The sequence below is a fragment of the Streptomyces sp. NPDC001848 genome (assembly GCF_042891915.1).
Taxonomy (GTDB): domain Bacteria; phylum Actinomycetota; class Actinomycetes; order Streptomycetales; family Streptomycetaceae; genus Streptomyces.
The window spans coordinates 43,496-69,351 of the sequence record NZ_JBIATP010000024.1 but is presented as its reverse complement, the minus strand read 5'-3'; the positions used below and the strand labels follow the sequence as shown (position 1 = coordinate 69,351).

The 25,856-nt window shown below is 70.2% G+C and carries 24 protein-coding genes and 2 pseudogenes; 17 read left to right on the top strand and 9 right to left on the bottom strand.

The genetic code is table 11. From position 1 onward, the window contains the following. The first annotated feature begins 24 nt into the window (after positions 1 to 24). The 7 genes from ACFYZJ_RS35170 to ACFYZJ_RS35140 all read left to right on the top strand — a co-directional run bounded on the left by ACFYZJ_RS35170 (position 25) and on the right by ACFYZJ_RS35140 (position 7,362). Positions 25 to 780 carry a CoA transferase subunit A gene (locus ACFYZJ_RS35170; protein WP_388575363.1) on the top strand — a complete coding sequence of 252 codons (756 nt, stop codon included), beginning with the start codon at positions 25 to 27 and terminating at the stop codon, positions 778 to 780. Beyond that, a complete protein-coding gene (locus tag ACFYZJ_RS35165) occupies positions 780 to 1,424 on the top strand; it encodes a CoA transferase subunit B (protein ID WP_382026482.1) in 645 nt (214 codons plus the stop codon). The genes ACFYZJ_RS35170 and ACFYZJ_RS35165 overlap by 1 nt, the downstream gene beginning before the upstream one ends. Then, positions 1,421 to 2,623, top strand: a complete 1,203-nt coding sequence (locus ACFYZJ_RS35160) for a thiolase family protein (protein WP_388575273.1) — start codon at positions 1,421 to 1,423, stop codon at positions 2,621 to 2,623. The genes ACFYZJ_RS35165 and ACFYZJ_RS35160 overlap by 4 nt, the downstream gene beginning before the upstream one ends. 101 nt (positions 2,624 to 2,724) lie before the next feature. After that, complete coding sequence (locus tag ACFYZJ_RS35155) at positions 2,725 to 4,908, top strand: SpoIIE family protein phosphatase (protein WP_388575270.1); 2,184 nt, start codon at positions 2,725 to 2,727, stop codon at positions 4,906 to 4,908. A 141-nt stretch (positions 4,909 to 5,049) separates the two neighbouring features. Continuing rightward, positions 5,050 to 5,676 (top strand): TetR/AcrR family transcriptional regulator, encoded by a 627-nt coding sequence (locus ACFYZJ_RS35150; protein WP_388575268.1) that lies wholly within the window; start codon positions 5,050 to 5,052, stop codon positions 5,674 to 5,676. Continuing rightward, positions 5,673 to 6,428, top strand: a complete 756-nt coding sequence (locus ACFYZJ_RS35145; RefSeq protein WP_388575265.1) for an SDR family NAD(P)-dependent oxidoreductase — start codon at positions 5,673 to 5,675, stop codon at positions 6,426 to 6,428. The genes ACFYZJ_RS35150 and ACFYZJ_RS35145 overlap by 4 nt, the downstream gene beginning before the upstream one ends. A 58-nt stretch (positions 6,429 to 6,486) precedes the next feature. Then, positions 6,487 to 7,362 carry an ABC transporter substrate-binding protein gene (locus ACFYZJ_RS35140; RefSeq protein WP_388575262.1) on the top strand — a complete coding sequence of 292 codons (876 nt, stop codon included), beginning with the start codon at positions 6,487 to 6,489 and terminating at the stop codon, positions 7,360 to 7,362. Between the two features lie 181 nt (positions 7,363 to 7,543). Here the strand turns inward: ACFYZJ_RS35140 and ACFYZJ_RS35135 are convergent, their stop codons facing one another. The 4 genes from ACFYZJ_RS35135 to ACFYZJ_RS35120 all read right to left on the bottom strand — a co-directional run bounded on the left by ACFYZJ_RS35135 (position 7,544) and on the right by ACFYZJ_RS35120 (position 10,554). Continuing rightward, positions 7,544 to 7,765 carry a hypothetical protein gene (locus tag ACFYZJ_RS35135; RefSeq protein ID WP_388575259.1) on the bottom strand — a complete coding sequence of 74 codons (222 nt, stop codon included), beginning with the start codon at positions 7,763 to 7,765 and terminating at the stop codon, positions 7,544 to 7,546. A gap of 478 nt (positions 7,766 to 8,243) precedes the next feature. Next, complete coding sequence (locus ACFYZJ_RS35130; protein WP_361232405.1) at positions 8,244 to 8,615, bottom strand: nuclear transport factor 2 family protein; 372 nt, start codon at positions 8,613 to 8,615, stop codon at positions 8,244 to 8,246. Positions 8,616 to 8,647: 32 nt separating this feature from the next. Then, a complete protein-coding gene (locus ACFYZJ_RS35125) occupies positions 8,648 to 9,361 on the bottom strand; it encodes an SDR family NAD(P)-dependent oxidoreductase (RefSeq protein WP_388575256.1) in 714 nt (237 codons plus the stop codon). A 269-nt stretch (positions 9,362 to 9,630) separates the two neighbouring features. Beyond that, positions 9,631 to 10,554: a LysR family transcriptional regulator gene (locus ACFYZJ_RS35120; RefSeq protein ID WP_388575253.1), complete on the bottom strand. Its 924-nt coding sequence runs from the start codon at positions 10,552 to 10,554 to the stop codon at positions 9,631 to 9,633. 165 nt (positions 10,555 to 10,719) lie between these two features. Between ACFYZJ_RS35120 and ACFYZJ_RS35115 the strand changes: the two genes are divergently transcribed. Then, complete coding sequence (locus ACFYZJ_RS35115; RefSeq protein WP_388575250.1) at positions 10,720 to 11,022, top strand: muconolactone Delta-isomerase family protein; 303 nt, start codon at positions 10,720 to 10,722, stop codon at positions 11,020 to 11,022. A gap of 94 nt (positions 11,023 to 11,116) precedes the next feature. Then, complete coding sequence (locus ACFYZJ_RS35110) at positions 11,117 to 12,400, top strand: YbfB/YjiJ family MFS transporter (RefSeq protein WP_388575248.1); 1,284 nt, start codon at positions 11,117 to 11,119, stop codon at positions 12,398 to 12,400. Positions 12,401 to 12,464: 64 nt separating this feature from the next. On the opposite strand, the gene ACFYZJ_RS35105 is transcribed toward ACFYZJ_RS35110, so the two are convergent. The 4 genes from ACFYZJ_RS35105 to ACFYZJ_RS35090 all read right to left on the bottom strand — a co-directional run bounded on the left by ACFYZJ_RS35105 (position 12,465) and on the right by ACFYZJ_RS35090 (position 16,819). Next, a complete protein-coding gene (locus ACFYZJ_RS35105) occupies positions 12,465 to 13,085 on the bottom strand; it encodes a TetR/AcrR family transcriptional regulator (protein WP_388575245.1) in 621 nt (206 codons plus the stop codon). Positions 13,086 to 13,388: 303 nt separating this feature from the next. Next, the gene (locus tag ACFYZJ_RS35100; protein WP_388575243.1) at positions 13,389 to 13,802 is read right to left on the bottom strand and encodes an ester cyclase; all 414 of its coding nucleotides are present in this window, start codon (positions 13,800 to 13,802) and stop codon (positions 13,389 to 13,391) included. Between the two features lie 734 nt (positions 13,803 to 14,536). Beyond that, entirely contained in the window at positions 14,537 to 16,282 is a 1,746-nt protein-coding gene (locus tag ACFYZJ_RS35095) for an MOSC domain-containing protein (protein ID WP_388575240.1), read from the bottom strand. 69 nt (positions 16,283 to 16,351) lie between these two features. Next, entirely contained in the window at positions 16,352 to 16,819 is a 468-nt protein-coding gene (locus tag ACFYZJ_RS35090; protein WP_388575237.1) for a MarR family winged helix-turn-helix transcriptional regulator, read from the bottom strand. A 373-nt stretch (positions 16,820 to 17,192) separates the two neighbouring features. Between ACFYZJ_RS35090 and ACFYZJ_RS35085 the strand changes: the two genes are divergently transcribed. From ACFYZJ_RS35085 to ACFYZJ_RS35065, 5 genes and pseudogenes are all read left to right on the top strand, one after another. Then, entirely contained in the window at positions 17,193 to 19,937 is a 2,745-nt protein-coding gene (locus ACFYZJ_RS35085) for a multifunctional oxoglutarate decarboxylase/oxoglutarate dehydrogenase thiamine pyrophosphate-binding subunit/dihydrolipoyllysine-residue succinyltransferase subunit (RefSeq protein WP_388575235.1), read from the top strand. Positions 19,938 to 20,077: 140 nt separating this feature from the next. Further along, positions 20,078 to 20,659, top strand: a pseudogene (locus tag ACFYZJ_RS35080) (1-deoxy-D-xylulose-5-phosphate synthase N-terminal domain-containing protein); the annotation flags it as partial. Positions 20,660 to 20,702: 43 nt separating this feature from the next. After that, positions 20,703 to 21,194 (top strand): hypothetical protein, encoded by a 492-nt coding sequence (locus ACFYZJ_RS35075; RefSeq protein ID WP_388575232.1) that lies wholly within the window; start codon positions 20,703 to 20,705, stop codon positions 21,192 to 21,194. A gap of 91 nt (positions 21,195 to 21,285) precedes the next feature. Next, on the top strand, positions 21,286 to 21,453 hold the full coding sequence (locus tag ACFYZJ_RS35070; protein WP_388575230.1) for a hypothetical protein: 168 nt from the start codon (positions 21,286 to 21,288) through the stop codon (positions 21,451 to 21,453). Then, positions 21,454 to 21,633 (top strand): hypothetical protein, encoded by a 180-nt coding sequence (locus tag ACFYZJ_RS35065; protein ID WP_388575227.1) that lies wholly within the window; start codon positions 21,454 to 21,456, stop codon positions 21,631 to 21,633. Between the two features lie 97 nt (positions 21,634 to 21,730). On the opposite strand, the gene ACFYZJ_RS35060 is transcribed toward ACFYZJ_RS35065, so the two are convergent. Further along, entirely contained in the window at positions 21,731 to 22,810 is a 1,080-nt protein-coding gene (locus ACFYZJ_RS35060) for a TDT family transporter (RefSeq protein ID WP_388575224.1), read from the bottom strand. A 568-nt stretch (positions 22,811 to 23,378) separates the two neighbouring features. Here ACFYZJ_RS35060 and ACFYZJ_RS35055 point away from each other — a divergent pair. The 3 genes and pseudogenes from ACFYZJ_RS35055 (at position 23,379) to ACFYZJ_RS35045 (ending at position 25,689) form a co-directional block, all read left to right on the top strand. Continuing rightward, a complete protein-coding gene (locus ACFYZJ_RS35055; RefSeq protein ID WP_388575221.1) occupies positions 23,379 to 24,383 on the top strand; it encodes a GlxA family transcriptional regulator in 1,005 nt (334 codons plus the stop codon). A 255-nt stretch (positions 24,384 to 24,638) separates the two neighbouring features. Then, positions 24,639 to 25,319: pseudogene (locus ACFYZJ_RS35050) on the top strand (DNA-3-methyladenine glycosylase); the annotation flags it as partial. 100 nt (positions 25,320 to 25,419) lie between these two features. Further along, positions 25,420 to 25,689: a DNA-3-methyladenine glycosylase gene (locus ACFYZJ_RS35045; protein WP_388575360.1), complete on the top strand. Its 270-nt coding sequence runs from the start codon at positions 25,420 to 25,422 to the stop codon at positions 25,687 to 25,689. The last annotated feature ends 167 nt before the right edge of the window (positions 25,690 to 25,856 follow it).

Sequence of the window (25,856 nt, the reverse complement as noted above, 5' to 3'; positions counted from 1 at the left end):
CGAGCATCTGGAGATCCGAAAAATATGGGGAAATTGGTCAATACGGCCCTGGAGGCCGTGGCGGATGTGCCGGATGGAGCGTCGTTGGCCGTGGGCGGGTTCGGATTGAGTGGTGTGCCGAACGTGCTGATCCAGGCCCTGTTCGAGCGAGGCGTCGGCGGGCTGTCGGTCGTCTCGAACAACTGCGGGGCAATGGATTCGGGCCTGGCGGTACTGCTCTCGGCGGGCCGGATCGGACGGGTGACAGGATCGTATGTCGGGGCGAACAAGGAGTTCGCGCGGCAGTACCTGTCCGGTGAGCTAGAGGTGGAGCTGATCCCTCAGGGCACGCTCGCCGAACGGCTGCGCGCCGGCGGCGCGGGCATCCCCGCCTTTTACACCCCGGCGGGGGTGGGTACGCAGGTCGCCGTGGGCGGTCTGCCCTGGCGCTACGACGGCTCCGGCGGGGTCGCACTGGCCTCGCCGGCCAAGGAGGTGCGGGTCTTCGACGGAACCGAGTACGTGCTCGAACGCGGCATCCGCACCGACTTCGCGCTGGTGCGGGCGGCGCAGGGCGACCGGCACGGAAACCTGGTGTTCAGCAAGTCCGCCCGCAACTTCAACCCCCTCGCGGCCATGGCCGGCAGGCTCACGATCGCGGAGGTGGAGGAGCTGGTCGAACCGGGCGAGATCGATCCGGACGCGGTGCACCTGCCCGGCATCTTCGTCCAGCGGGTGTTGGCCCTCACCCCGCAGCAGGCGGCGGACAAGAAGATCGAGCGGCGGACGGTGACCAGCTGATGGCCTGGACTCGTGAGGAGATGGCCGCCCGCTCCGCGCGTGAGCTGCGCGACGGCCAGTACGTCAATCTCGGCATCGGCCTGCCCACGCTGATCCCCACCTACCTGCCGCCAGGGGTGGAGGTGATCCTCGAGTCGGAGAACGGCATCCTGGGCACCGGCCCCTACCCGGGTGCGGACGAGGTCGACCCGGACCTGATCAACGCCGGCAAGGAGACCGTCACGGTCCTGCCCGGCGCCTCCTTCTTCGACTCCGCACTGTCCTTCGCGATGATCCGCGGCGGGCACATCGACGTCGCGGTGCTGGGTGCCATGCAGGTCTCCGAGCAGGGGGACCTGGCGAACTGGGCAATCCCCGGAAAGATGATCACGGGGATCGGCGGTGCGATGGACCTGGTCCACGGCGCCCGCACGGTCATCGTCGCCATGACGCACACAGCCAAGGACGGCTCGCCGAAGATCCGCACCGAGTGCACGCTGCCGCTGACCGGGAAGCACTGCGTGAACCGGATCATCACCGATCTCGGTGTCCTCGACGTCACCGACGAGGGGCTTGTGCTGGTCGAGTGCGCACCTTCCGTCGACGTCGAGGAGATCATCGCCAAGACCGACGCCAAGCTGACCGTCACGGAGGGCCTGCTGTGAACCCCGTCTACATCGTCGACGCCGTGCGCACGCCGATCGGGCGCTACAACGGCGGCCTGGCCTCGCTGCGCCCCGACGACCTGGCTGCCCACGCCATCCGCGAACTCCTCTCCCGCATACCCCAGTTGGACCCTGCGCGCATCGAGGACGTGTACCTCGGCAACGCCAACGGCGCCGGCGAGGAGAACCGCAACGTGGCCCGCATGGCCGGCCTGCTCGCCGGCCTGCCCACCAGCGTGCCCGGGGCGACGGTCAACCGGCTGTGCGCCTCCGGACTCGAAGCCGTCATCCAGGCCGCCCGCGCCATCGCTGTCGGCGACGCCTCCGCCGCTATCGCCGGCGGCGTGGAGTCCATGACCCGCGCCCCCTACGTCCTACCTAAGAACGACAGACCGTTCCCGGCCGCCCACGCCGAGCTGTACTCCACCACGCTGGGCTGGCGCATGGTGAACCCGGCGATGAACCCGCAATGGACCATCCCTCTCGGGGAGTCAGCCGAGCTGATCGCCGAGAAGCACAAGATCGGCCGTGAGCAGCAGGACGAGTTCGCCCTGCACAGCCACCAGAAGGCCGCAGGCGCCCAGGAACAGGGCCTGTTCGACGCCGAGTTGGTGCCCGTCCCGGTCCCGCAGCGCAACGGCGACCTCCAGCTGTTCGCGGCCGACGAGTGCGTACGCCCGAACGCCTCCCTCGCGGCGATGGCAAGGCTCAAGCCGTCCTTCCGTACCAAGCAGGGCACGGTCACCGCCGGCAACGCCTCCCCCCTCAACGACGGCGCCGCCGCCCTGCTGCTGGCCGACGAGGAGGGTGTGAAGGCCATCGGCCGCGAGCCGCTGGCACGCGTCTGCGCGACCGGAGTCTCCGCGATCGACCCCGACTACTTCGGCCTCGCCCCCGTCGAGGCCGTCGCCCGGGCCCTGGCCAAGGCCGCCCGGACCTTCGCCGATCTCGACGTACTGGAGCTGAACGAGGCCTTCGCCGCCCAGGTCCTCGGCTGCCTCGCCGAATGGCCAGAGTTCGACCCGGCGATCCTCAACCCGCAGGGCGGCGCCATCGCGCTCGGCCACCCCCTCGGCGCCTCCGGCGCCCGCCTCGCCGGCACCGTCGCCCACCAGCTCGCCCGCCGCGGCTCCGGCACGGGCGTCGCCACCCTCTGCATCGGCGTGGGCCAGGGCCTCGCCCTCGTCCTCGAACGCTGACACGAACGGGACGAGCTGACCGTCGTGGGGAACAGCGTCCGAGACGGGAGTCGGCAGCGGCCTCCGCGCGGGGTCGGCGGGTGCGGACGTACGGTACTGGTATGTGCGCCATGCGGGAAGGCGGCGCGGCGCAGCCCCACGGGCCCCGCTCCCCTTCACCCACCGCCGGGTCACTGCGCCGGGCCGAGCTGGACCGGCTGCTGGAGCTCGCCGTGCGCGACACCGGCGTGCACGCGGGAGCGGTCTTCCTGCTGGCGTCCGACGGCCAGACCCTGCGGCTGGAGGTGGCCGCAGGCATGCCGGCGGAGTATCTCGCGCCCTGGTTCGGGGTCCCGCTGTCGAGCCGCTTTCCCGTGACCGATGCGGTGCGCGAGCGGCGGCTCATCTGGCTCAGCGACCCGGAGGACCTCGCCCGTCGCTATCCCCGCACGGCGATCGCCCTGCCCTACCACCATGCGGTGGTCGCGGCACCGCTCCTCACCGGAACCACGGTCTGGGGCGCACTGCTGCTGTTCTGGCCCGGCGCCGGCGCCGGCGCCACCAGTACCGACGGCCCGAGCCCTGAGCGGGTCCGTGCCGCCGGTCGGCGTCTGGCGCGGTTCCTGCGCGACGCCGCCGGCACCGGCCACGCCGTCGGCCCGGGACCCACACCCCGCACCCTGGTGCAGCCGCCCGCCGGCAAGCGGGGGCCGGCCGAGGCGCTCGCCGCGGCCGACCTCGTCGAGCGGCTGCCCTGGGGCAGTTGCTCCCTCGACCTCCAGGGCAGGTTCACCTACGTCAGCGCCACCGCCGCCGCCCTACTGGGCGCGAGCAGCCCCGACGATCTGATCGGCACGCGTCCCTGGCAGTCCTTGCCCTGGTGCACCGACCCGGCCTTCGAGGACCACTTCCGCGCCACCGTGGTCAGCCGGAAGCCCGGCTACTACACCGCCATGCACCCGCCGGACCAGTGGCTCGCGTTCGAGCTCTATCCCGACGGCTCGGGGGTGAGCGTCCGCATATCGCCGACCGGTCCGGGCGGGGACTCGCAGCCGGGGCCCACCATGACGGAGACGTTCCGGGGCGAGCCGATCCGCTTGGGCGAGATCTACCGGGTGCTGCACCTGGCCGCCGCCCTGTCGGAAACCGTGGGCGTCTCAGACGTGGTCGATCTGGTCACCGAGGAGATGCTGCCGGCGTTCGGAGCCCGGACCGTCGCCCTGCTCGCGGCCGAGGACGGCAGAATGCGGGTCATCGGCCGCAGCGGCTACAACCCCTCGCTGCTCGAACACTTCGACGGCGTGCCGCTGACCCACCCGGCACCCGCGGTCCAGGTCCTCGCCACCGGCGTGCCCAGTTTCTTCGCCTCCTTCGACGAGCTGTCCCGGGCCTACCCGCCCGCCCCGCATCAGAAGGGTCTGCATGCCTGGGCGTTTCTGCCGCTGATCGCCTCCGGGCGTCCGGTGGGCTCGTGCGTGTTCGCCTTCGACCGGCCCCACCCCTTTCCCGACCAGCAGCGGGTCGTCTTCATCGCGCTCGCGGGACTGATCGCGCAGGCGCTGGAACGGGCCCGCCTGTACGACACCAGCAACGAACTCGCCAAGACCCTGCAGGCGGCCCTGCTCCCCGACTCGCTGCCCAACCTTCCTGGACTGGATGTGGCGGCCCGCTATCTGCCCAGCGTCCGCGGCATGGACATCGGCGGCGACTTCTACGACCTGGTCCGGGTCGACGACACCACCGCAGCCGCGGTCATCGGCGACGTCCAGGGCCACAACGTCACCGCCGCCGCGCTCATGGGCCGGGTGCGCCCCGCCATCCGCTCCCACGCCGCCTCGGGGGCCACGCCTCCACAGGCCCTCGCACAGGCCAACCGCCTGCTGGTCGCCATGGACCCGGGCCGCTTCGTCAGCTGCCTGTACGCCCAGCTCGACCTCGCACGCCGCCGGGCCGTCCTCGCCACCGCCGGCCATCCCCCGCCCGTTCTGCGTCACCCGGACGGCCACGCCGAGGTCCTTCCGCTCCGACCCGGCGTGCTGCTCGGCATCGACCCCGACGCGGACTATCCCCCCACCGAGATCCCGCTAACACGCGGCACCGTCCTCGCCCTGTACACCGACGGCCTCGTCGAGACTCCCGGGGTCGACATGGACGACGCCATGTCCGGGCTCGCCGCCCAGCTCGCCCGGGCCTCGACACAGCCCATGGACCGGCTCGCCACGACCCTGATCAACCATGCACGGCAGACCGCGCCCCGGACGGACGACATCGCCCTGCTGCTCATCGGGCTCGCCACCGCCGGGTAGAGCGCCCCCGGCCAGACCTCGCCGGCAGGCACTGGGGACGTACGGCATGCCTTGACAGCGAAGAGACAGAGGGCAACGATGGGAACTATGGAAACTAATCCAGTTTCTCGAGTTTCCACCAGTGACGAGCGGCGTGCGGACGTGATCGTGGAGGCGGCCAGTCGGCTGTTCTTCGGGTCGGGTTTCGCGCGGGTGAGCATGGACGATCTCGCTCGTGAGCTCGGGATGAGCAAGAAGACGATCTACCGTCATTTCCCAGACAAGCGCAGCCTGTTGGCCGCGGTGCTGGACCGCCAGTTCGCCGCAGTGGAGCGCACGCTGGTGGCGGCGACCGAGGACGCGGAAGGCCAGCCGTTCGGTGTGCGGGTGCAGCGGTTCCTGATCGCGGCGGGCAGTGAGCTCGGGCGGATCGGCGCGACTCAGCTCGCGACGGGTCGGGGCGACACGATGCTGCGCCAGTACGTGGAGCAGCGTGTGGACGCGGTGGTCTACCAGCGGCTCGACGAGCTGTTCCGGGAGGGACACCGGCAGGGCTTGCTGGTGGCGCCGCCCGAGCTGCTGAGTGAGATCACCCGCGGCGCGTTGGAGCGGCTGCTTATGTCGGAGTTGCCGCGCGATCTGGACTGGACCGCGGCCGATCTGCTGCGGGCGACCGTCGACACCGTGCTGTACGGGGCGATCCGCCCGACAGGCCAGGGCATCGACGACGAACAACCCCGGGCGGTCATCCCGACGGCCCGCGACGACGAGCAGGAGGTGGGCCCATGACCGGGACAACCGGCAGGGTGGCATTGGTGACGGGGGCCAGCAGCGGAATCGGCGCGGCCACGGCGCGACTTCTGGCCGCGCGAGGAATGCGCGTGGTGGTCAACTACCTCCGCAACACCAAGGCGGCCGAGGGGGTCGTGGCCGACATCGAGGCCGCAGGCGGCCAGGCCATGGCCGTGCAGGCCGACGTGCGCGAGGAGGCGGCCGTCGAGAGCATGGTCGGACAGGTCCAGGCGGTTTGGGGCGGCATCGACGTGCTCGTGCACAACGCGCTCATCCCGTATGCGGTCAAGCCGTTCCAGGACATGACGTGGGAAGAACTGGGCGGCAAGATCGACGCCGAGATGCACGCGGCGTTCGCGGTCACCAAAGCCGTACTGCCCATGATGACCGAACGAGGGTGGGGACGCCTCATCTACATCGGCACCGGACTCAGCCGCCTGCCTCGGGCGGGCATGATCGCGCTGGGCGTTTCCAAGGCCGCACTCGAGCAGTTCGCCCGGTATCTCGCCCAGGAACTCGGCCCGCAGGGCATCACGGTCAACGTCGTCTCGCCCGGCCCGGTGGAGTCCCGCACCGCCGATGCCGTGCTCGACGACGCGACGAGGCAGCGGCAGGTGGCCGCCACCCCCTTGGGCCGCCTGGCCTACCCGGCCGATGTCGCCCAGGCGGTCGCGTTCTACGCCGCCGAGGACAACTCCTTCATGACCGGTACCACGGCCGCGGTCAACGGCGGCATGGCCATGTACTGACGTCCCGCTGACCTCTGCACACGCGGCCGAGCCCTTAAACGATCAAGGAAAGACGTTCATGCACACGATCGACCTGGCCTACGTCGGACGAGGCCTGCACGAGGAGCTGGCCGCGTACATCGCCGACCAGCAGGACTACTACGCCGAGGAGGGTGTCCACGTCGCGCTGCGCGACGGCTGCACCTGGGATGTGGAACGGCTGCGCCGCTGCGCCACCATCGGGCTCGGACGGGCACTGCTGTCACGACTAACTGACGGCACCCCGTGGGTCGCACTCAGTGTCAACACCCACCGCCCGCTGTTCTGGTTCCTCGCCCGCCCCGGCCTGACCTCCCTGGCCGACCTGGCCGGTCGACGGCTGGCGGTCCACGCCCCGCACACCCCGCCCGGCGCGTTCGCCCGGATCGTGCTGCGAAAGGCCGGCCTTGACCCGGACCGTGACGTGAAGACCATCGTCCGCTCGCCCGGCGACTACGGCATGGATCTGCGCCGGCTCAGCGACGGCAGCATCGACGCCGCCTACGTCGGCAGCACCATGGCACCGGAGGCGGTGGCCGCCGAGCACGGCTGGCAGGTGCTGGCCTGGGTCGGCGACCACTTCCAGATCCCCACCGTGGGCGTGGCCGTCGACCCCACCTACATCTCACCGGACGACCCTGCGGTCCAGGCCGTCGTACGAGCCCACCGGCGCGCCCTTCAGGTGATCCACGACGACCCCGACACCACGGTGCGCCACATGCAGACGTTCCTCGGCGGACAGACCGCGGAAGAGGCCCGAGCCCACTACGACACGTTCATCGCGCCGTACTTCACCACGGACGGCCAGGCCGATCTGGCTGTCGGCGACAAGGCGATCACCGCGGTCGCCGCAGAACTCGGCGTCCCTGCCACCGTCACCGCGGCCGAGTTCTACCGCACCGCGGCCACAGCCTAGGCATGAGGAGTCGAGTCGTAGCGTGCGAAGCCCTGGGCCCGCGGGCCGATGGTGTCACTCCGGTGACCGCGACCGCGGCGTGGTTCTTCTCAGGTACGGGCTTCCTCCCTCCGGGCCGCCGTCGATCAGGGCCCTCCCGCCTCCGCGGTCTTCCACCGGCGACCAGCACAACGGTCACGGACTACGCCGAGCCCGCCTCGGAAGTGCCCACGCCGGTTGTGCGGAAGCTGGCCCGGAACGCACCAGGTGTCACACCCAGCTGCCGCAGAAACGCTCTGCGAAGCGACTCCGGTGAGCCGAACCCGGTGCGCCGGGCTACCACAGCCATGGGGTCATCACAGGTCTCGTCGGGTTCCAGGTCGAGAGCGACCAGCGTTTGCACGGCCGTGCGTACTTGCCCCATGGTGGCTGCGGCGTGGCTGCCCTGTCCGGCCGGCTTCGCCCATCACCAGCGCGGTACGGGCGCCGGGCAGGGACAGGGCATCGAAGCAGCCGCCGGCTCTCTGAGTGCCCGGCATGACCAGATGGACGGTGAATGCCCGTTCGTGGAGCCTGACACGGAGCCAGCAAATGCCGCTGAATGGTTGCGGCGGCGGTGTGCTCGCGGCGAACCGACGGACGTTGTCGAGGCAGACTGCCGTGTGAGCCGCCGCTTCCATGGCCAGAGCGCATGTGGCCACCGCAACACCAGTGAGACTCGGACCACAGAGAAGGAGCGGCTGGCACGCTTCCGCAGTTGAGAAGGCGTCGCTGACAGCGCAGGTACGCCACACCGGTCACCCCGCTCAGGGGCACGGTGCGGCGCAACCCGGGTGCGAAGCGCCCGTTGAGCGGGCGTCAACATGCGCCAGAGACGAGGTCGGTTGATCTGGCCGAACAGGCTAATCCAGGCGGGATACCTGATAGTGGCCGATGGACCAGTCGTCCCCTGTGCGGACAACGAGGACTGAGAGTTTCACGTCCAGCGGGGGCCGGTCCGTGAACGAGAACTCGACGGCGAGGTAACCGAGGACGAGGTCGTCGGCGTGCCGCCTGGTCTCGAGGATCTGGTATGCCGCCTTCATGCCGAGGGGCTGGGAGTCGTAGTAGTCGGCGACGCCCTGGCGTCCGACGCTGTAGGGGTGCAGCCCCTGGAAGACGGCGTCCTCGGTGAAGAGGGCGGCAACGCGGTCGGGCTGGTGCGCGTCGACCGCGGCCTTCCACTGGTCGAGCACTCCGCTCAGGATCTCCGCGTCGTCGGTCGTGGCGGTCATGTCCACTCCTTGGTCCAAGACTCGATGTACGGTCAGTGTCCGGCGCTCATGCCTCCGTCGACGTGGAGGATCTCGCCGGTGACGAAGGGCGCCTTCTCCAGGTAGAGCACGGCGTCGACGATGTCGCTCGCTTCACCCATCCGGCCGACCGGGTGCAGGGCAGCGAGGAACTCATGGGTCTCCTCGGGGTGCATGGGGGTCTTGATGGTGCCCGGCGACACCGCGTTGGTGCGGATGCCACGGCGGGCGTACTCGATGGCGAGGGACTTGGTCGCGGACTGCAGGCCGCCCTTGGTCAGAGCGGCAAGCACCGAGGGCACCCTGGAGTCAGCGCTGTCCACCAGGCTGGTGGTGATGTTGACGATGTGACCGCCGCCCTGGGAGAGCATCTGCTCGACCGCCAACTGAGTGATACGGAAGAAACCGTTCAGGTTCACGCCGATCACGGCCGCATAGTCGTCGAGGGTGTAGTCGGTGAAGGGCTTGGCGACGAAGACGCCCGCGTTGTTCACCAGGGTGTCGACCCGGCCGAACCGCTCCACCGCGGCGGAGATGACACGGTCGGCGGTGGAGTGATCCGCGACGTCCCCCTGGACGGTGACGACCTCCGCGTCGTCCGAGGGTGCGATGGTGCGGGAGGTGGCGACGACCGCGTACCCGAGTGCGCGGTAGCCCTCCACTAGTCCGGCGCCGATGCCCTGTGACGCGCCGGTGATGACGGCGACCTTCTGCTGCGCAATGCTCACGGTGATCTTCACTTTCGAGGTGGGAGGACTGTTCCGGACCGGTGGAAAAGTCACTAGCCGACCGGTCGACTATTCGACGATAGGCAGCCGTGCGCCCGCGAGGCAACGGTTGGCGGCCCCTCCGCTGGGACTCGATTCTTCCCGTCTGAGAGGCCGTGGCTCTCAGTGCAGGTGAGGACGTCGCAGGTAGAGGACCACGGATTGCGTCGGGACCGACGGGGTGCGTCGGTGCCGGGGAATGGCGGCTTCCGTCAGCGGGGACTCGGTCTCTACTGTCGGTACGGGTCGCCGGCGGGCAGCCAGGCGTCGGCGGCGTGTATGCCGAGGTCTACGACGCCGTCACACAGGGCGTCCATGGCAGCGATGACCGCCGCGCGTGCCTCGTCCTCGCGTCGGACGAGGGACCAGATCCAGTAGACCTCGGGGGCGACGACGGTGCGTCGCACCAGGTCGGCCGGGAGCGCGCAGGTCTGACCCTTGGGCGAGTTGATGATCGGACGATCGCTGCGGCGGACGTGGTCGAAGAAGGCCGGGCCGGTGATGCCGCCGTCCGATATGGGCACGGCTCGGGCTCCGGTGTCACCGGCGAGTTCTTCGGCGTAGACGTTCCAGGACGACCAGGACGTGATGTCGTCGTCGAGGAGAACCGCGGTGTCCCGGGCCCGCACGGGGCTGGTGTCGTCTCCCTTGGCGACGGCATAGAGCCGATCGGCGCCGAGGATCCGAGCGTTCAGGCGGTGCCGTTCCACGTCCTCGGCCCGTAGCCAGCACACCGCGAGATCGAGGCTGCCGTCGGCCACCCGGGCTGCCTGGGTGTGGGAGGGGGCGACCCAAGCGTCGATGTGGATCTGAGCCACCGCGGAGGTACGAACGGTCAGATCTCCGGGCAGCCAGTTGACGTAGCCGAGCCGGACCGGTTCGGAGCCGGACAGCCGGCCAGCGCGGCGCTGGAGGTCATCCGCCCGTTCCAGCAGAGCGCGGGTGTGCGGGAGCAGTTCCGCACCGGCCGGAGTGAGGGACACCGAGCGGCGATCGCGCTCGAAGAGGCGCACTCCGAGGTCGCGTTCGAGGGCCTTGATCTGCTGGGAGAGGGAAGGGCCCGCGATCAGAAGCCGCGCGGCGGCCCGGCCGAAGTTCAGCTCCTCGGCCACCGCGATGAAATACCTCAGTTGGCGCAGCTCCACGCCCGTCATGCTACGCCCGCTGGGAGGTGTCACCTATCAGCAAGGAGGGAGCCGGTCGTGGCAACGTCCCTGGTGGCAGGGCCAGGATGGAGGCACGAAGGCGAGGACGGGGCACCGAACGGCCCTACGACGCGGATCCAGTGACTCCGGCGTGGATCCGAGAGGAGCGAGGAGATGCCAGAGTTCCTGGTGCAGATCACCACCACCGTCCCCGAGGGCGTCAGTGCGGACGAGGTCGGGCGCCGCCGAGCCGCCGAGGCGGTCCGCGCGGCGGAACTGGCCGCTTCCGGCCATCTGTACCGGCTGTGGCGTCCGGTCGGCGAGCTGCGCAGCATCGGCATCTGGCGGGCCGCCGACGAAGCCGAGCTGCACGAGAAGATACTCGGCACACTGCCGCTCCGGTCCTGGATGACCTTCACCGTCACCGTACTGGCGCCCCACCCCAACGACCCGGGCACGGTCGGCGCGCCGCAGTGACCGGCGCCTGTGCCGGGGCCATCGTCGTCACCCATGGCTGCGGCACCGAGGCCTTCATCAGCCAAGATCTGCACCGCGTCAGAGGGATATCCACATGAGTTCGCCGGACCTGGGTCTGTCGTCCGTTCGTCCGCACCGCACGCTGCACTCGCCGCGCGGCCACGCGGCCCAGGCCGCCGCGGCACTGGCGGCAGGCATGGGCGTCGGCCGCTTCGTCTACACCCCGATCCTGCCGCTGATGCACGCGCAGGCAGGGCTGTCCGCGAGTGCTGGTGCGAACCTGGCCACCGCCAACTATGTCGGCTATCTGATCGGCGCGCTGGCGGGCATCCTCGTCCCGGCACTGGTCCGCTCCCGTCTGCTCATTCGCGTCTCCCTGGTGGTGCTGACCGCCACTCTGGCGGGGATGCCCACCGTCCACAGCACCGGCGCATGGCTTGGTCTCCGGCTGCTCGCCGGGATCACCAGCGCCCTGATCTTCGTCATCGCGGTCAACTCCCTCCTCGGCCACCTCAGGCAGCACCCCGCCCACCTGACCGGCTGGGCCTTCGGAGGCGTCGGCGCCGGGATCGCCCTGTCCGGTCTGGTCGTCCTCTTCCTGCGCGCGTTCGGCGACTGGCGCGCCGCCTGGTGGGCCTCGGCCGTGCTCTGCGCGCTCATGACCGTCGCCTGCTGGACCTTGCGTCCGGAGGAAACGCCCGCACCCTCCGGCGGCGGGGCGGGCTCGCATCCCAGGACACGGGTACACCGCTGGTTCAGCGCTCTGTTCGTCAGCTACACGCTGGAGGGCATCGGGTACATCGTCGCTGGCACCTTCCTCGTCGCCGCGATCGGACAAGGCTCCCCGGGCTGGGTCGGCAGTGGCGCCTGGGTGCTGGCCGGACTGGCCGCCGTGCCGTCCTCGGCGCTGTGGGCATGGTTCGGGCATCGCTGGTCCCGCCCCGGCCTGCTGCTCACCGCGCTGGTCATCCAGGCCGTCGGCATCGCCCTGCCCGCCGTCGTCGGCGGGGTGCCGGCCGCACTGGTCTCCGCGATCCTGTTCGGCGCGACGTTCATCGGCATCAGCACCCTCACCCTTGCCGCGGGCGCTCATCTGCGGTTCCCGCGGTCGGTCGCGCTGCTGACCGCCGGCTACTCGGTCGGCCAGATCCTCGGCCCGCTGGCCGTCACCCCCTTGCTCCACCACGGCTACCACCAGGCTCTGATCCTGGCCTCGGCGGTGGTCCTGGCCGGCGCGGTCGCCGCCGCCGTGCTCCGCGTCGGCTTCCCCCACGCGATGCCGGTCGTGGACCAGAGCCCTGCGGCACGGTCTGCCGGGCAGGAGGGGCAGTCCACACCGGTGTACGCCTGCCCCGTGCCGGACGAGGACGAGGCCTGAGGAGACCGGGCCCTCCCAGGCCGCCGCAGCCGCCGGGAGCAGTCGCGCAGGCGAAGATCGGACCTCAGACGCCGGCCACGGCCTCCTGCGTCGGCCGTCCGCCGAGGAGGGCCAGGCAGTTGGACCACAGGGGGCCGAGCCGGTCCGTGTTGTTGTACAGCTTGGCGAACATCACCTGGCCTTCCAGCTGGGCCACGACGGCGCGCGCCGCCTCACGGGTGTCGGCCACGGCGGCCTCGCCGCGCTCACGGGCCTCGGCGATGACGGACTCCACCATGTCGACCTGTGCGTCGAAGATCTCCTGCAGCCGCTCGCGGACCGCCTCGGTCTGGTTACTCAGCTCCAGAGTGAGGTTCCCGAACAGACAGCCCGCCACGGTGCCGCAGCCCAGCTGGACGGCACGCTGGCCGGCCTCCGTCTCCTCGAACAGCCGCCGCAACCGCCACAGCGGCTCCGCGTCACCGGTCAGGGCTTGTGTCCAGTCGCGCTTCTGGGCCGCCCAGTGTTCGTCGACGACCGCGAGTGCGAGGGCCTCCTTGGACTCGAAGAAGTAGTAGAAGCTCCCCTTAGGGACCCCGGCGGCCTTGCAGATCTCGGCCACCCCGAGCGCCGAGTACCCGCGCTCCTCGATCAGCGAGCGGGCGGCGTCCAGGATCTTCCGCCTGGCGTCAGAAGTACGTCCCATGACATCAGCCTACGAAATAACCGACCGGTCGGCTACGTGAGAGCGACCTCGGGCGGCCGTAGGACGCCGATGCGGGGAGAGGCTCTCGGCCCGGTCAGCGCGCAAACAGAAGCACAACGGTCTCGGTTCGTCCCCACAATCACCCTCCTCCCATCTGTCGAACTGGGCACTGGTCGGTTCCGCACGAGGAACCGTTACGCGGATACGCCGTCTCGCGCGCGGAGGTCGATCGCATCCGCTGGCGGCCACGGTCCTGGGACGAGTGCCGCACGCAGACCTCTCAGCCGACGTGGCACGGTCGGCTCAGCGGCTTTCTGCCGGTTTGTCGCGCAGCAGCGCGGCCGCCTCGGCGGCCTCGGCGGCCTCGGCCGTGACACGGGTGGCGGCGCGTGCGGCTCGCCCGGTCATATGCCAGACGATCATGCGGAGTGTCGTGGGCGGGGCCGGCGGAAAGACACCGAGCTGGCCGAGCATGGTGATGTCGTCGCGTACCGCCTCATGGCTCACCACCTTGCCGTCACGGAGGCCGAGTACATGGATCTGCTCGAAATCGATGTCATGCCCGGTGGGGGGTATGGCTTGATCGAGTGCGCCGTCGCGGTAGCGGACGAAGGGCCCCGTGTGCCGGCCCCGCATGCGCAGCCGCACCCAGACCTGGTCGTCATTGCGTGCGATGCCGAGGACCGGGAAACGCAGATCACTGAAGGGCGCATCCACGCACCCGAGGCGAGGACTCCGGCCGGGCCGGGCAGAGCGCAGGCCGGGGGTGCCACGGCCGCCTCGCGGTTGCAGAAGTCCTCATGCACCACGTCGGCGGCCAGCGCCGGGGCAGTTCTGCGAGCGTTGGCTCATGGCACACGGATGGGCAACGAGAGTCAGTTCACCGTGCACGAGGCGATCCGCAAGGCGCTGCCCGTCCACGAGGACGGCGAGGCCCTGTGGGAGCGCGCCACCGCGGATTACCGTGACGCGCTGCACACGACCGCCCGCCATATGCACACCCTGACTCGACCGTCCTCCTACCCGGTGGAGGAGACAGCCGAACCTGCTCTGGCACTGGTTCGGCCCCACCGGCTGGCGCACCCTGGTGGTCGAGAGCGGCTGGTCCTGGGACCGTACCGAGGACGTCCTCTATCGCACGGCGGTCGCCGCACTGCGCTGACACCGCTTGCGGGGCGGCGGCAAGACGGGGGCGACACGTCGCCTGTCCGGCACCAAGTCGACATCGTCTGGCGTTGGCCGGGTGTCGGCTCCGCGCCGCCCGCGCTTCAACGGCGGGACTCATCAGAGAGGTGCGGCCGAGGCTCATGCAGTCCTGGACGCCGGCCCTGCGCGGTTTCGGTGCTCGGCGGGCCGACGGCCGCCATGGGTATCGAGGGTCTGCGTCCGGCGTGCGATCCACCACGGCTACGTGGCTGGTCAGGCGGCTCCTCACCCGCTTTGTCGGCCGATCACAGATCGAGGACGACCTCGGTGGTCGGCTTGCTGCAGCAGACCAGGACGGTCCCGGGCTCGGGGAGTTCGAGGGGTGGGGTGGTGTAGCTGATGTCGCCTGCGACGAGGTGGGTGATGCAGGTGTGGCACACGCCGGTGCGGCAGGACCAGCGTGTGGGGATGTCGCAGGCTTCGGCAAGATCGAGGAGGGTCGCGTGAGCGGGTGACCATGGGGTGGATATGCCACTACGGGCGAAGGTGATGAGGGGACCGGTTGCGGTGGGACCGGGTGGCTGGTGCGGCCGGATCCCAGCGGTGGCGGTCACGCCTGGGTTGATGGCGGGGAGAGCGGTGAACTGCTCCGTGTGGATCTGCTGGGGGCGCAGACCCAGATCGCGCAGGAAGCCGGCGAGGTCGTCCATGAAGGCGGGTGGGCCGCACAGGTAGGCGTTGGCCTCGGCGGGGATGCCCATGGCCATGAGGGATGTAGCGGTCGGGCGGCCGTGAGTGATGTGGGGCTCGTCGGGACGTGGGGTTTCGCCGGTGTAGTAGATGTACTCGCGGGCGCCCGGAAGTTGGGCCAGAAGGGTGTGAGTCTCGTCCGCGAAAGCGTGGTGGGCGCGGTCGTGGGCGGTGTGGATCCACCAGACGGCGCGCGGGTCTCGCGTGGCGGCGAGTTGGTGGAGCATGGCGAGCACGGGTGTGGCACCGATCCCCGCGGAGATCAGCACGATCGGGCCGGGGTGTTCTTCCAGTACGAAGGTTCCGCGGGGGCTGGCGATGTCCACGAGGTCGCCGGGGTGGAGCCTCGCATGAATGTAGCCGCTGGCTTTCCCATGGGGTTCGCGCTTGACGCTGATGCGGTAGGTGTCGGCTGTGGGCGCGCAGGACAGGGAGTAGCTGCGCACTTCGGGGGCGGCATGGTCGATGGCCAGGCGGATGGAGAGGTACTGGCCGGGGCGGGCCTCGGGCAGGGGTGTGCCGTCGGTGGTGGTGAGGTAGAGGGACGAAACGGTGGGGGTCTCGGGGACGATGCGGGTGACGCGCATGGGCTTGAAGCCCGGCCATCCCGGTTCTTTGCCAGGCTGCTCGCCCGGCTGTCCCGGCTTCTGTGCAGGCTGCTCGGGCGCGGCGAGTTCGCGGAAGGACTGCTGCCATCCGGGACTGAGGGCAGGGATGTTCAGTGCTTTGCGCAGCTTCGCGGGGTCGCGGTCCGGGAGGTAGAGCAGCGCGTCGGCGTCGGCGACGCTGAGTTGTTCCGGTCCCTTGCGGGTGAGGGTGACGGCGTCACCGGCCTGCACGCGGCCTTCGGTGATCACTCGGAGGTAAAAACCCGGCCGGTGGTGGGCGACGAGCAAGGAAGCCATGGTGGGTTCGCCCAGGCGCATGCCGACCCGGTAGCAGGTGACGCGGGGCTGGGAGACTTCGAATTCCGCTTCGCCGATGCGGTACCGGTCACCGATGCATACTTCGTCGTCGGGCAGGCCGTCGACCGTGAAGTTCTCCCCGAAGATCCCGAAGGTCAGGTCGTCGCGTCCGAGCTGTTTTTGCCAGTACTGGTAGGACTGCAGCTGGTAGACGAGGACGGCTCGCATTTCGCCGCCGTGCCCGGCCAGATCTCCTTGACCGTCTCCGTCGACGTTCAGCCGCCGGACCATGCGGCAGCCCTGGACAGGGGCCTTCCAGGCTCCGGTGTGCACGGTCCTTCCCTGCCAGGGCACATCCTTGGGCAGTCCTACGTTGACGGACAACAGCGTCGCCATGGTGGACCTCCTGCGCGATGGTAGCCGGGACAGCCCCCTCATGACGCTGGGCCTCGCAGAGAAGCGCGCTCAGCCGCACATCAGTCCCATCGTATGCATGCCTTCTGACGGCAGGCCGTCAGAAGTGACGTCACACGATCGGCCGGACGGCTCTTGGGTGTCCAGTGCCGGACCGAGGTGCTGGCGCATCAGCGCCTGCGCGGTCGTCTCGGCGGCGGCGAACCTGGAGCGTCCTGCGTCTGTCAGGGTGGCCTCGACCGTCCTGCGGTCTCCGGCACGACGATGGCGATCAATCAGTCCGGCAGCCTGCAGACCCCTGAGGAGGTAGGACATCCGGTCCCCGGATTCCTGGAGGAACGCCGCCAGCTTGGCTACGGGCACAGAACCGCTCGCGGCCTCGGCGAGCGCGCCGAGAATGAGGTAGTCATGGAGCGACAGTCCGTGCCGCACCCGCAACTCACCGTGCACGAGACCTAAGGTCCGCAAGACCCCTGGAAACTGCCACCGCCCGGTGTCCGACAAATCGTAGTCGATCATATTCCTTCCCAGGGGCCGGTTCTCCGGCCGCAAGCCCGTGGCCGCAGCATCACAACCAGATTCCATGCGACGTCGATCCCGGGCCGGACGGACACGAAGCCCTCGGATCAGGACGGCGTCACCCGCCCGCACTCCGAATATGCGACGACGGCAGGCAGCAGGCCGTCACTCGTCCGTCCTGATGTGAGGCCGTCGTGGCGCGCCTGGCCATCCGTCCCCGCACTCCCGGCGTCCTAGTGTCGTCAGTGCGACGCGGTCGAACGGGTCGGTCTCCGCAACGGTTGCGAAGTGCTCGAACACCTGACAGGCGGACGACCGCCGTAGCCGCGTCCGCGATCCCAAGGCTTCGCAGAGGAAAGAAGGCGTTCGCGCCATGGCGTCGCAATCAGACACCGCTCGAGCAGCGTCTCACGGGCTGGACTTCGGGCTCAACGAATGGGTCGTGGACGAGCAGCGACGGCGTTACCTCCACGACCCCGGCTCGGTCGACGAGACGTGGCGGAACTTCTTCGCCACGCTGGTGTCCCCGGCCGCCGCGGCCTCCCTGACCGCCTCAGCCCAACACCATAAGGGCACCGACGAGGCGGCGCTCAAGGCGGTCCGGGTCGCGGCGCTCATCCACGCGTATCGTGTGCGCGGGCATCTGATGGCCGGAACGGACCCGCTCATGGCCCGGACAGCCGCAGCGCATCCGGAGCTCGACATCGCCGCGTTCGGACTTGACAACGCGGACCGGGCGGAAGACTTCGCCGTGGACGGGTTCGCCGGGCGCGCCACGATGACACTCGACGAAGTGCTGGGCGCATTGCGGGAGTTCTACTGCCGCACCGCCGGGTTCGAGTACATGCATATCCAGGACGCCGGGGAACGCCGCTGGATCCAGCAGCGCGTCGAGGGCCCGCAGCGCCGCCCGGACCGTGCCGGACAGCTGCGAATCCTCTACCGGTTGGGGGCCGCGGAGGCCTTCGAGACGTTCCTGCAGACCAAGTACGTGGGCCAGAAGCGGTACTCGCTCGAAGGCGGCGAGTCGGCCATCGTGCTGCTCGACGCCCTGTTGCTCCGCGCCATCGAAGACGGTGTCCAAGAAGCCGTCATCGGGATGGCGCACCGCGGCCGGCTGAACGTCCTGGCCAACATCATCGGCAAGTCCTACGGCCAGATATTCGACGAGTTCGAGGACGCGGTGGACATCCGGTCGGTCCAGGGCTCGGGGGACGTGAAGTACCACCTCGGCGCGGAGGGGGCCTACCGTGCCCTGGACGGCGGCACCATCGCCGTCTCGGTCGTGGCGAACCCCTCGCACCTGGAGATCGTGGGGCCGGTGGCCCAGGGCGTGGTGCGGGCCAAGCAGGACCTGGCCGGGGACCAGGGCGAGCCCTTCCCCATACTGCCGGTCGTCCTCCACGGCGACGCGGCCTTCGCCGGCCAGGGTGTGGTCGCCGAGACCCTGAACATGTCGCAACTGCCGGGCTACCGCACGGGCGGGACGGTCCACGTGGTCGTCAACAACCAGGTCGGCTTCACCACCCTGCCCGCCAACGGCCGTTCGAGCACGTACGCCACCCATGTGGCACGGATGGTGGAGGCCCCGATCTTCCACGTCAACGGCGACGACCCGGAAGCCGTCGACCGCGTCGCACGGATGGCCTTCGACTACCGCCAGACGTTCCACAAGGACGTCGTGGTCGATCTGGTCTGCTACCGGCGCCACGGGCACAGCGAGGTCGACGACCCGTCCATCACGCAGCCGATGATGTACGAACGCATCGACGCCAAGGCTTCGGTGCGCACGCTGTACGCCGCGGCCCTCATACGCCGCGGGGACATCGGCGAGCGGCAGGTGGACAGTGCCCGCCGCCACTACCAGGATCACCTCGAACGGGCCTTCGCCGAGACCCGGGCGCTGCCCGCTCCCACACCGGCCGAAGACCTTCCTTGCGCCGACGCCGGACAGGCGGCCACCCAGCGCACGGCGACCGCGATCGACGAGGCGACGGCCCGTCAGGTCATCGCATCGCAGACCGACCTGCCGCAGGGCTTCACCGTGCACCCGCGTGTCCTGCCGCAGCTCCACCGGCGCACGGCGGCGCTCGACACCGGCACCGTCGACTGGGCCACCGCGGAGACACTGGCGATCGGTTCGCTGCTGCTGGACGGCGTCCCGGTACGGCTGGCCGGACAGGACTCCCGGCGCGGCACCTTCGGCCAGCGCCACGCCGTACTGACCGACCGGCGCACCGGCGCGGAGCACACGCCGCTGAACTCCCTCAGCCCGCAGGCCGCGAGCTTCGCACCGTACGACTCGATGCTGTCCGAACTGGCAGCGCTGGCCTTCGAGTACGGCTATGCGCAGGCCCGTCCGGAAGCCCTGGTGCTGTGGGAGGCCCAGTTCGGTGACTTCGCCAACGGCGCGCAGACGGTCGTCGACGAGTACATCGCCTCGTCCGAGCTGAAGTGGGGCCAGCGCTCCGCAGTGACCATGCTGCTGCCTCACGGCCTGGAGGGCCAGGGCCCCGACCACTCCTCCGCCCGGATCGAACGCTTCCTGCAATTGTGCGCGCAGGACAACATGACCGTGGCCATGCCCTCCCTGCCGGGCAACTACTTCCATCTGCTCAGGCAGCAGGCGCTGAACGGCCGCAGGCCACTGGTGGTCTTCACCCCGAAGTCGATGCTGCGGTCGAAGGCGGCCGTCTCCGCCCTGGCCGAGTTCACCCAGGGCGGCTTCCGCCCGGTCCTGCCGGACGACACGACGGACCCGGCCCGTGTCTCGCGCGTGCTGCTGTGCTCGGGCAAGGTCTTCTACGACCTCGACGCCCACCGGCACACCGCGGGCTCGACCGACACGGCGATCGTCCGCGTGGAGCGCCTCTACCCGTTCCCCGACGAGGAACTCGCGGCGGAACTCGCCCACTTCCCCGCGGCCGCGGACGTGCGGTGGGTGCAGGAGGAGCCGGAGAACCAGGGTGCGTGGTCGTTCGTCGCGCCGCGTCTGCACCGGCTGACCCGGCGCGCCGTGGAGTGCGTGAGCCGGCCCGAGGCGCCCGCGCCCGCGGCCGGCTCGGCCCGCCGGCACGGCGTGGAGCAAAAGGCTCTCGTGACATCGGCCTTCCAGTGATCAGCGGCTCGCGGGGTGCGCATCGGCTGCCCACAGCGCGTATCCGTCGACACCACGGCAGCATCGAGGAGGAGCAGCGGCATGAGCCTGGTGGCGTGCATCAACCAGCCCGCGGACTTGAGGGGTCTGAGCCATCCAGAGGCCATCGGGGCCCCAGCCTCGGCGTCGTGGAACTGACCCTGGCGCTGCACCGGGTCTTCGACTCCCCGCGCCACCGGCTGCTGTAGGACGTCGGGCACCAGGCGTACGTCCACAAGATCGTGACGGGGCGGGCCGGTGAGTTCTCCGGCCTGCGGCAGCGTGGCGGGCTTTCCGGATACCCGAGCCGGGAGGAGTCCACGCACGACCACATCGAGCCTCCCACGCATCGGTAGCCCTGTCGTACCCCGATGGCATGGCCAAGGCCGCACAGCTCGCAGGAGAGTCGGACCGGCACATCGTCGCCGTCGTCGGTGACGGAGCACTCACCGGAGGGCTGGCCTGGGAGACCCTCAACAACATCGCGGCGGCACCGGGACCGGCCGGTGGTGATCGGCGTCAAGGACAACGGACGCTCGTACGCACCGACCGTGGGCGGACTCGCCCGGCACCTGGCGGCCCTGCGCACCCACGCCGGCCACGAGCGTCTGGCCGGCTGGGGCAGACAGGCGCTCGACGGTGCCGGAGCGCCGGGCCGGGCGCTGCACCGCACCCTGCACGCGGCCAAGGAAGGCATCAAGGAGGGCCTGAAAGCGGGCCTCGCAGGGGGGCAGCGCCGGGGCCGTGATGCCGCACTCGCTCTTCTGCGAGCTGCTGCGCCGGCGCGAGCGGTTCGTCGCGGATCTCCTCGGGCCGCGTGCCTTCGCGTTCCTCACCCTCGCGATCTCCTCGAACGTGCTGGCTGCTCGCTTTGTGCCGGCCGGACACACCGCGGTCGCCGGGGCGTTCCTGGCGTTCGGGACGCTGGGGCGGGTGGTGCTGGACTACGGCATCCCGCTCGCGCTCATCACCACGCTGAAGCGGGGCCCCTTGCTCGACCAGGTGAACGGCACCTGGTTCCTGTGGTCGGTGGGATCGGAGTCGGTGGCGGTCGCGGAGGCATCGCTGGCCCGGGTGACCCCGGGACACACACTGGCCGTCCTGGCAGTGGTGTGCTGGGCCGTCGGCCTGATGCAGTACCTGCTGCCCGCCGCGCTGGTCCTGGCCCGGCTGCTGGCCCGGCCGGCGCAGCCGGAAGGCCTCATGACGTCCATCTGGATCCTCATGGGGCGGCGGTGATCGCCGTACTCGCCGGCGTCCGGCTGATCGCACTCCATCCAGGCACCACGATGTTGTCGCGCCCGCTCGTCATCGGGACGTCCGTCGTCCTGTGGGCGTCTCAAGCTGGATTCCGCTCCTGCTGGCTCTGGGCGTTTGGCGGCACGCGCTGCGCCGTATCCCGCTGCGCTACGAGCTCGGCTGGTGGAACCTCGTCTTCCCGGTCGGCATGTATGCGGTCACCACGCATGAGCTGGGACGCGCGACCGCAACCTCGTAGATGACGAGCGTGGGCCGCTGGGAGGTCTGGATCGCCGTGGTGTTCTGGGCTGTCGTGTTCGCCGCCATGGTGGCAGCCAGACTCCGGGCCCGCCCCACGACCGCGCACGGATCCGCCGGTGCGGGGCAGACGGCCCGCCCGCAGAGCAAGGCCTCGACGGCAACCGGGGCGCTGCCATAGGCACGTGTTGCGGTGCGGCGCGAACCCGGCTGCCCGTCGGCAGACAGCCGGGTTCGCGCGACACATCCGTGTCATGCGGAGCGTTACACGGGCCCTGTCAGCGGCGGGCGCGCTCACCCTGCCGGACAGCATGGCGCAGGGAGTGCCAGGCGACCACCGCCCAGGCGGCGACGAGCAGGGCGTACAGGACGACGGCGATCCAGACGAACAGCTGCGAGCCGGTACGAGCAGCGAGCGCGCTCGTGCCGGTGACGCACGCACCGAGGGGGAAGATGAAGGACCACCAGGTGGCTGCGAAGGGCATCCCTCTGCGGATTTCCCGTACGGTCAGCGCCGTGGCCAGTACCAGCCACAGCAGGGCGAAGCCCCAGATCCCGAGCCCACCCAGGAGCGCTACGACACCACTCCCGCGCGCGTACGGGGCGGGCAGCGCGCTCGGCGACGCCGTGGCCAGCGTCCCCAGCGCCGTCACCGCCTGATCCAGCGCCCCCACGCCGATCCACATCGTGGGCACCACCGCACCGCCGGGCGCGTCATGATGCACCAGGCGGCTGTACACCATAGCCAGCACCAGCAGGACCGCGACCAACCCGAGCCCGAGCATCGAATAGCAGCACAGCAGCAGGGCCAGCCGCACCTGCCCGGCCGGCGCCCGCGGGATGAGCAGCGCGCCCGTCGCGGCGGAGACCAGCGGCGGCACCACCGGTAGCAGCCAGCCGCCGAACGCCGCGTCCGGCGTGAAACGGTGCCGCGTGACCATCAGATACGGCACCGTGCAGGCGGTCGCAAGACCCAGCACCGTACCGGCCGACCACAGCACCCAGTCCGCATCCACCGCCGCACGCTCCCCGATCAGCCGCTGGCCGAGCAGCAGCGTCCCGGCCCCGACGGTGAGCAGAGCCATCGGCGGCGCCCCGAAGAACTGGGCCAGTACCGGATCACCGGCATGCACCCTCAGCGCCCGCTGCCTGGTATAGCTGACGGCAAGCACGATCAGCAGCAGCGCGGTCCCCGCCCAGACCACCGTGGCAGCCTCGCCGAGTCCGGGGAGACCGCGCGGCAGGGTGGCGGCCGCGACAGTGACGATCCCGCTGCCCATGACGGCGGCGAACCAGCCGGGACCGAGCCGGCCACGCTCCTTGCCGTTCGCCTCGTCCGGCTGGTCACGTACAAGCACGGATGATCTCGGGGTCGCGCCGACTGCGGACGCTCTCGGGTCCGGGCCGACCTGGGACGGGACCGCTCGGCTGGTACTGGGGTGGGGTGTCACGGCGCGGAGTGCCTTCTCTTGGGGTGTCGGATTCGTCACCGTCCACGATCAGCCACGGTGACGGGCAGGCCTACTGGCCGGACCACACCCAGCAGCTCAGGGACGCGGCCGAGACCGTCGGCCCATTGGCGCCCTCGACGCTATGGCGAAGCGCGGCTTCCGCTACAGAACAGCACGCGCCATGATGCCCTCACACCAGGACATCGAGCACCGTTCAGGCCCGTTGCCGGGTGCCGGCCTGATGCCCCGATGTCCTTGTCCGAGCGTGTTATGGCCACACCTGTGGCCATGACGAAACGGTAAGCGACCGCTGAACACGGGCGAGGCGCCGAAGCCCGATGCCTCGTTGCACACCACGGAAGGCAGCAGCATGCCGCAGGGACGCGGACGACAATCGGCACGGGAGCGGCAGAGCATCGCCGGGCGGATGATGGTGTCCTCCGATGTGAGCTCCAGTCCGTCCGGGAGGCGCACAATGAAGGACAGGCCGTCAGGCAGGAAGCCGCTCCTGGTGACCGTGCTGGTCTTCCCCGGCGTACGGCTGCTCGACGTCACCGGACCGATCGAGGTGTTCACGACAGCCAACGAGTTCGGCGGCCGCTACCGCGTACGCACGGTCTCCCCTGACGGCGCCGACGTGGTCACCGCAGCCGGCACCGGACTGCGCGTCGACCTCGCTGCCGCGCAGGTACAGGCGGCCAGCGATGTGGTCGTCATCCCCGGCGGCCCGGAGTGGCCCTTCCTCATCAAGGACGACGCGCTGCTGGACGCCATGAGAGGGCTCGACGCACGCGGCAGCCGCACGGCGTCCATCTGCACCGGCGCCTTCCTCCTCGCCGCGGCCGGACTGCTCGACGGACGCAAGGCGACAACGCACTGGCGCTTCGCCGACCAGCTCGCCCTGCGCTACCCGAAGGTGACCGTGGAAGCGGACGCCCTGTTCGTACGCGACGGCCACATCATGACCTCCGCAGGCGTCACCTCGGGCATCGATCTCTCGCTCGCCCTGGTCGAGGAGCACCTCGGCGCCGACGTCGCCCGCGCCGTGGCCAAGGACATGGTCGTGTTCATGCAGCGGCCGGGCGGCCAGTCCCAGTTCAGTGTCCGCACCCACACCCCGCGCGCGAGACAGGAGATGCTGCGCCGGGTCCTGGACGCGGTCGCCGAGGACCCGTCCGCCCCGCACACCCTTGCCGCCATGGCGCGCCGGGCAGGTGTGAGCACCCGCCACATGACACGCCTGTTCCACGACGAGATGCACACGACCCCGGCCCGCTACGTCGAGCAGGTCCGCATGGAGGCCGCCCAGGCGATGCTGGAAGACAGCGACGACCCCATGGCCACGGTGGCCCGGCGCACTGGCTTCGGGTCACCGGAGTCCCTGCGTCGGGCCTTCACGCGCAACCTCGGCATCACGCCGGGAGCCTACCGGGCACGCTTCCGCACCACGCACACCGCAGTCGACGGCAAGGGCGCCTGAGCCCTGGAGGTATCCGGCGAGCACAGACAATCGCCGAAATCCGACAGGCCGGCCGTGCCGGACGAGGCCAGTCGGGCCTCCTCGACAGTCTGTCCCAAGCACCGGCTCTGCGAGCGCGGCCCGCCACGCGGGCGCGCCGAAAGGACCGGCGAAGTACTGCGTCTCGTGCACGACCTGCTGGTCGGCGAATTCCATGACGCTCGCCGAGTACGAAGGCGCACCGTCGTAGACGGTGACGCATTCGCTCACCCATACATGCGCGTGGCCGGTGAAGCGCAGGAGGGTGAAGCGCCGGTCGGCCGGATGCCCGCCGCGTTGTCTCGCGGCCCCGGAAACGTTCGCCCGACTGCGGATAGTCCGGCATCGCGTCCGCAGCCTGGATCGCGTGCTCGGCCTCGATGTCACCTCGTCCGGAAGTGTGTCCCTTCCTCCAACGGCCTGGTGGGCGTTCGGCTCGAAGGTCCGTATCCGAGTGCCTCACGGCAGTTTCTCGGGCCATGGGGCGACGCAAGGAGAGCGCTGGGACGGTGGGGGCGTCGGATCCGGCGTCCCGGAATCTCGACAGGAGGCAGCGGCTTGGCAGAGAACCCGACGGTCCCGGGCGTGGCCGGGACCGATCACGAGCAGTTGCGGGCGTTCGATGAGCCGGGGGCTGCGTCGGCAGGGCGGTCCGCCTTGCGCGAGCACTTCTTCGACCGGCCCGCCCTCGAGGTGGCTCCCGAACTCCTGGGGGCTCTCGTGGTCTCGCGCTCGCAGCGCGGCGTGACGGCGGTGCGTATCACCGAGGTGGAGGCGTACGAGGGGCCCGATGATCCGGCCTCGCATGCGTTCCGGGGCCCGAACCGGACCAATCGAGCGGAGTTCGGGGCCCCGGGGACCTTCTATGTGTACCGGACGCACGCGGTGAATCGGTGCCTGAACGCCGTCTGCGGGCCCGGGCGGCGTCCCGCTTCGGTGCTGCTCCGCGCCGGCACCGTCGTGGAGGGAGCCAGACGTCGCGCAAGAACGCCGGGGGCCTGGGGTACGGGCGCGCGATCTGGCGCGCGGCCCGGCCAACCTCGCGCGAGCGTTGGGCATCGCCGATCTGCATCATGTCGGGCAGTCAGCATGCGACGCAGCGTCGGAGTTGTTCCTCGCGGAACCCGCCGGGGGCGTCTCGTCCGCGCGGGTCGGCCGAGGGCCGCGGACGGGGGTGGGCGGTCCTGCTGCTTTGTACCCCTGGCGCTTCTGGATGCTAGGCGAGTCGAGCGTCAGCGCCTATCGGGCGCACCCGGGGTCCCGCCAACGGAGGCGGGCGAAGGGCTGACCCTCCCACCGGCCTGGGACATCACGAGTGCCGGCGACGCTCCCTGGAGGCGGCGGCACCCGGAGGTGCTTCAGCCTCGCTCCAGTACCGGCGCAGGGGTCTGCGACGAACCCGCAGCGAAGACCGAATGTGCGCCTTCGCTGTCCTGATCCGCGGCCACGCGCACC

What these genes read in the sequence shown, in the direction of transcription:
- ACFYZJ_RS35120 (WP_388575253.1), bottom strand. Translation starts at nt 10,554, where the DNA reads ATGACGGGCGTGGAGCTGCGCCAACTGAGGTATTTCATCGCGGTGGCC.
- ACFYZJ_RS35075 (WP_388575232.1), top strand. Translation starts at nt 20,703, where the DNA reads ATGCCGCACTCGCTCTTCTGCGAGCTGCTGCGCCGGCGCGAGCGGTTC.
- ACFYZJ_RS35115 (WP_388575250.1), top strand. Translation starts at nt 10,720, where the DNA reads ATGCCAGAGTTCCTGGTGCAGATCACCACCACCGTCCCCGAGGGCGTC.
- ACFYZJ_RS35065 (WP_388575227.1), top strand. Translation starts at nt 21,454, where the DNA reads ATGACGAGCGTGGGCCGCTGGGAGGTCTGGATCGCCGTGGTGTTCTGG.
- ACFYZJ_RS35155 (WP_388575270.1), top strand. Translation starts at nt 2,725, where the DNA reads ATGTGCGCCATGCGGGAAGGCGGCGCGGCGCAGCCCCACGGGCCCCGC.
- ACFYZJ_RS35165 (WP_382026482.1), top strand. Translation starts at nt 780, where the DNA reads ATGGCCTGGACTCGTGAGGAGATGGCCGCCCGCTCCGCGCGTGAGCTG.
- ACFYZJ_RS35145 (WP_388575265.1), top strand. Translation starts at nt 5,673, where the DNA reads ATGACCGGGACAACCGGCAGGGTGGCATTGGTGACGGGGGCCAGCAGC.
- ACFYZJ_RS35140 (WP_388575262.1), top strand. Translation starts at nt 6,487, where the DNA reads ATGCACACGATCGACCTGGCCTACGTCGGACGAGGCCTGCACGAGGAG.
- ACFYZJ_RS35055 (WP_388575221.1), top strand. Translation starts at nt 23,379, where the DNA reads ATGAAGGACAGGCCGTCAGGCAGGAAGCCGCTCCTGGTGACCGTGCTG.
- ACFYZJ_RS35090 (WP_388575237.1), bottom strand. Translation starts at nt 16,819, where the DNA reads ATGATCGACTACGATTTGTCGGACACCGGGCGGTGGCAGTTTCCAGGG.
- ACFYZJ_RS35095 (WP_388575240.1), bottom strand. Translation starts at nt 16,282, where the DNA reads ATGGCGACGCTGTTGTCCGTCAACGTAGGACTGCCCAAGGATGTGCCC.
- ACFYZJ_RS35130 (WP_361232405.1), bottom strand. Translation starts at nt 8,615, where the DNA reads ATGACCGCCACGACCGACGACGCGGAGATCCTGAGCGGAGTGCTCGAC.
- ACFYZJ_RS35105 (WP_388575245.1), bottom strand. Translation starts at nt 13,085, where the DNA reads ATGGGACGTACTTCTGACGCCAGGCGGAAGATCCTGGACGCCGCCCGC.
- ACFYZJ_RS35135 (WP_388575259.1), bottom strand. Translation starts at nt 7,765, where the DNA reads ATGGGGCAAGTACGCACGGCCGTGCAAACGCTGGTCGCTCTCGACCTG.
- ACFYZJ_RS35170 (WP_388575363.1), top strand. Translation starts at nt 25, where the DNA reads ATGGGGAAATTGGTCAATACGGCCCTGGAGGCCGTGGCGGATGTGCCG.
- ACFYZJ_RS35085 (WP_388575235.1), top strand. Translation starts at nt 17,193, where the DNA reads ATGGCGTCGCAATCAGACACCGCTCGAGCAGCGTCTCACGGGCTGGAC.
- ACFYZJ_RS35110 (WP_388575248.1), top strand. Translation starts at nt 11,117, where the DNA reads ATGAGTTCGCCGGACCTGGGTCTGTCGTCCGTTCGTCCGCACCGCACG.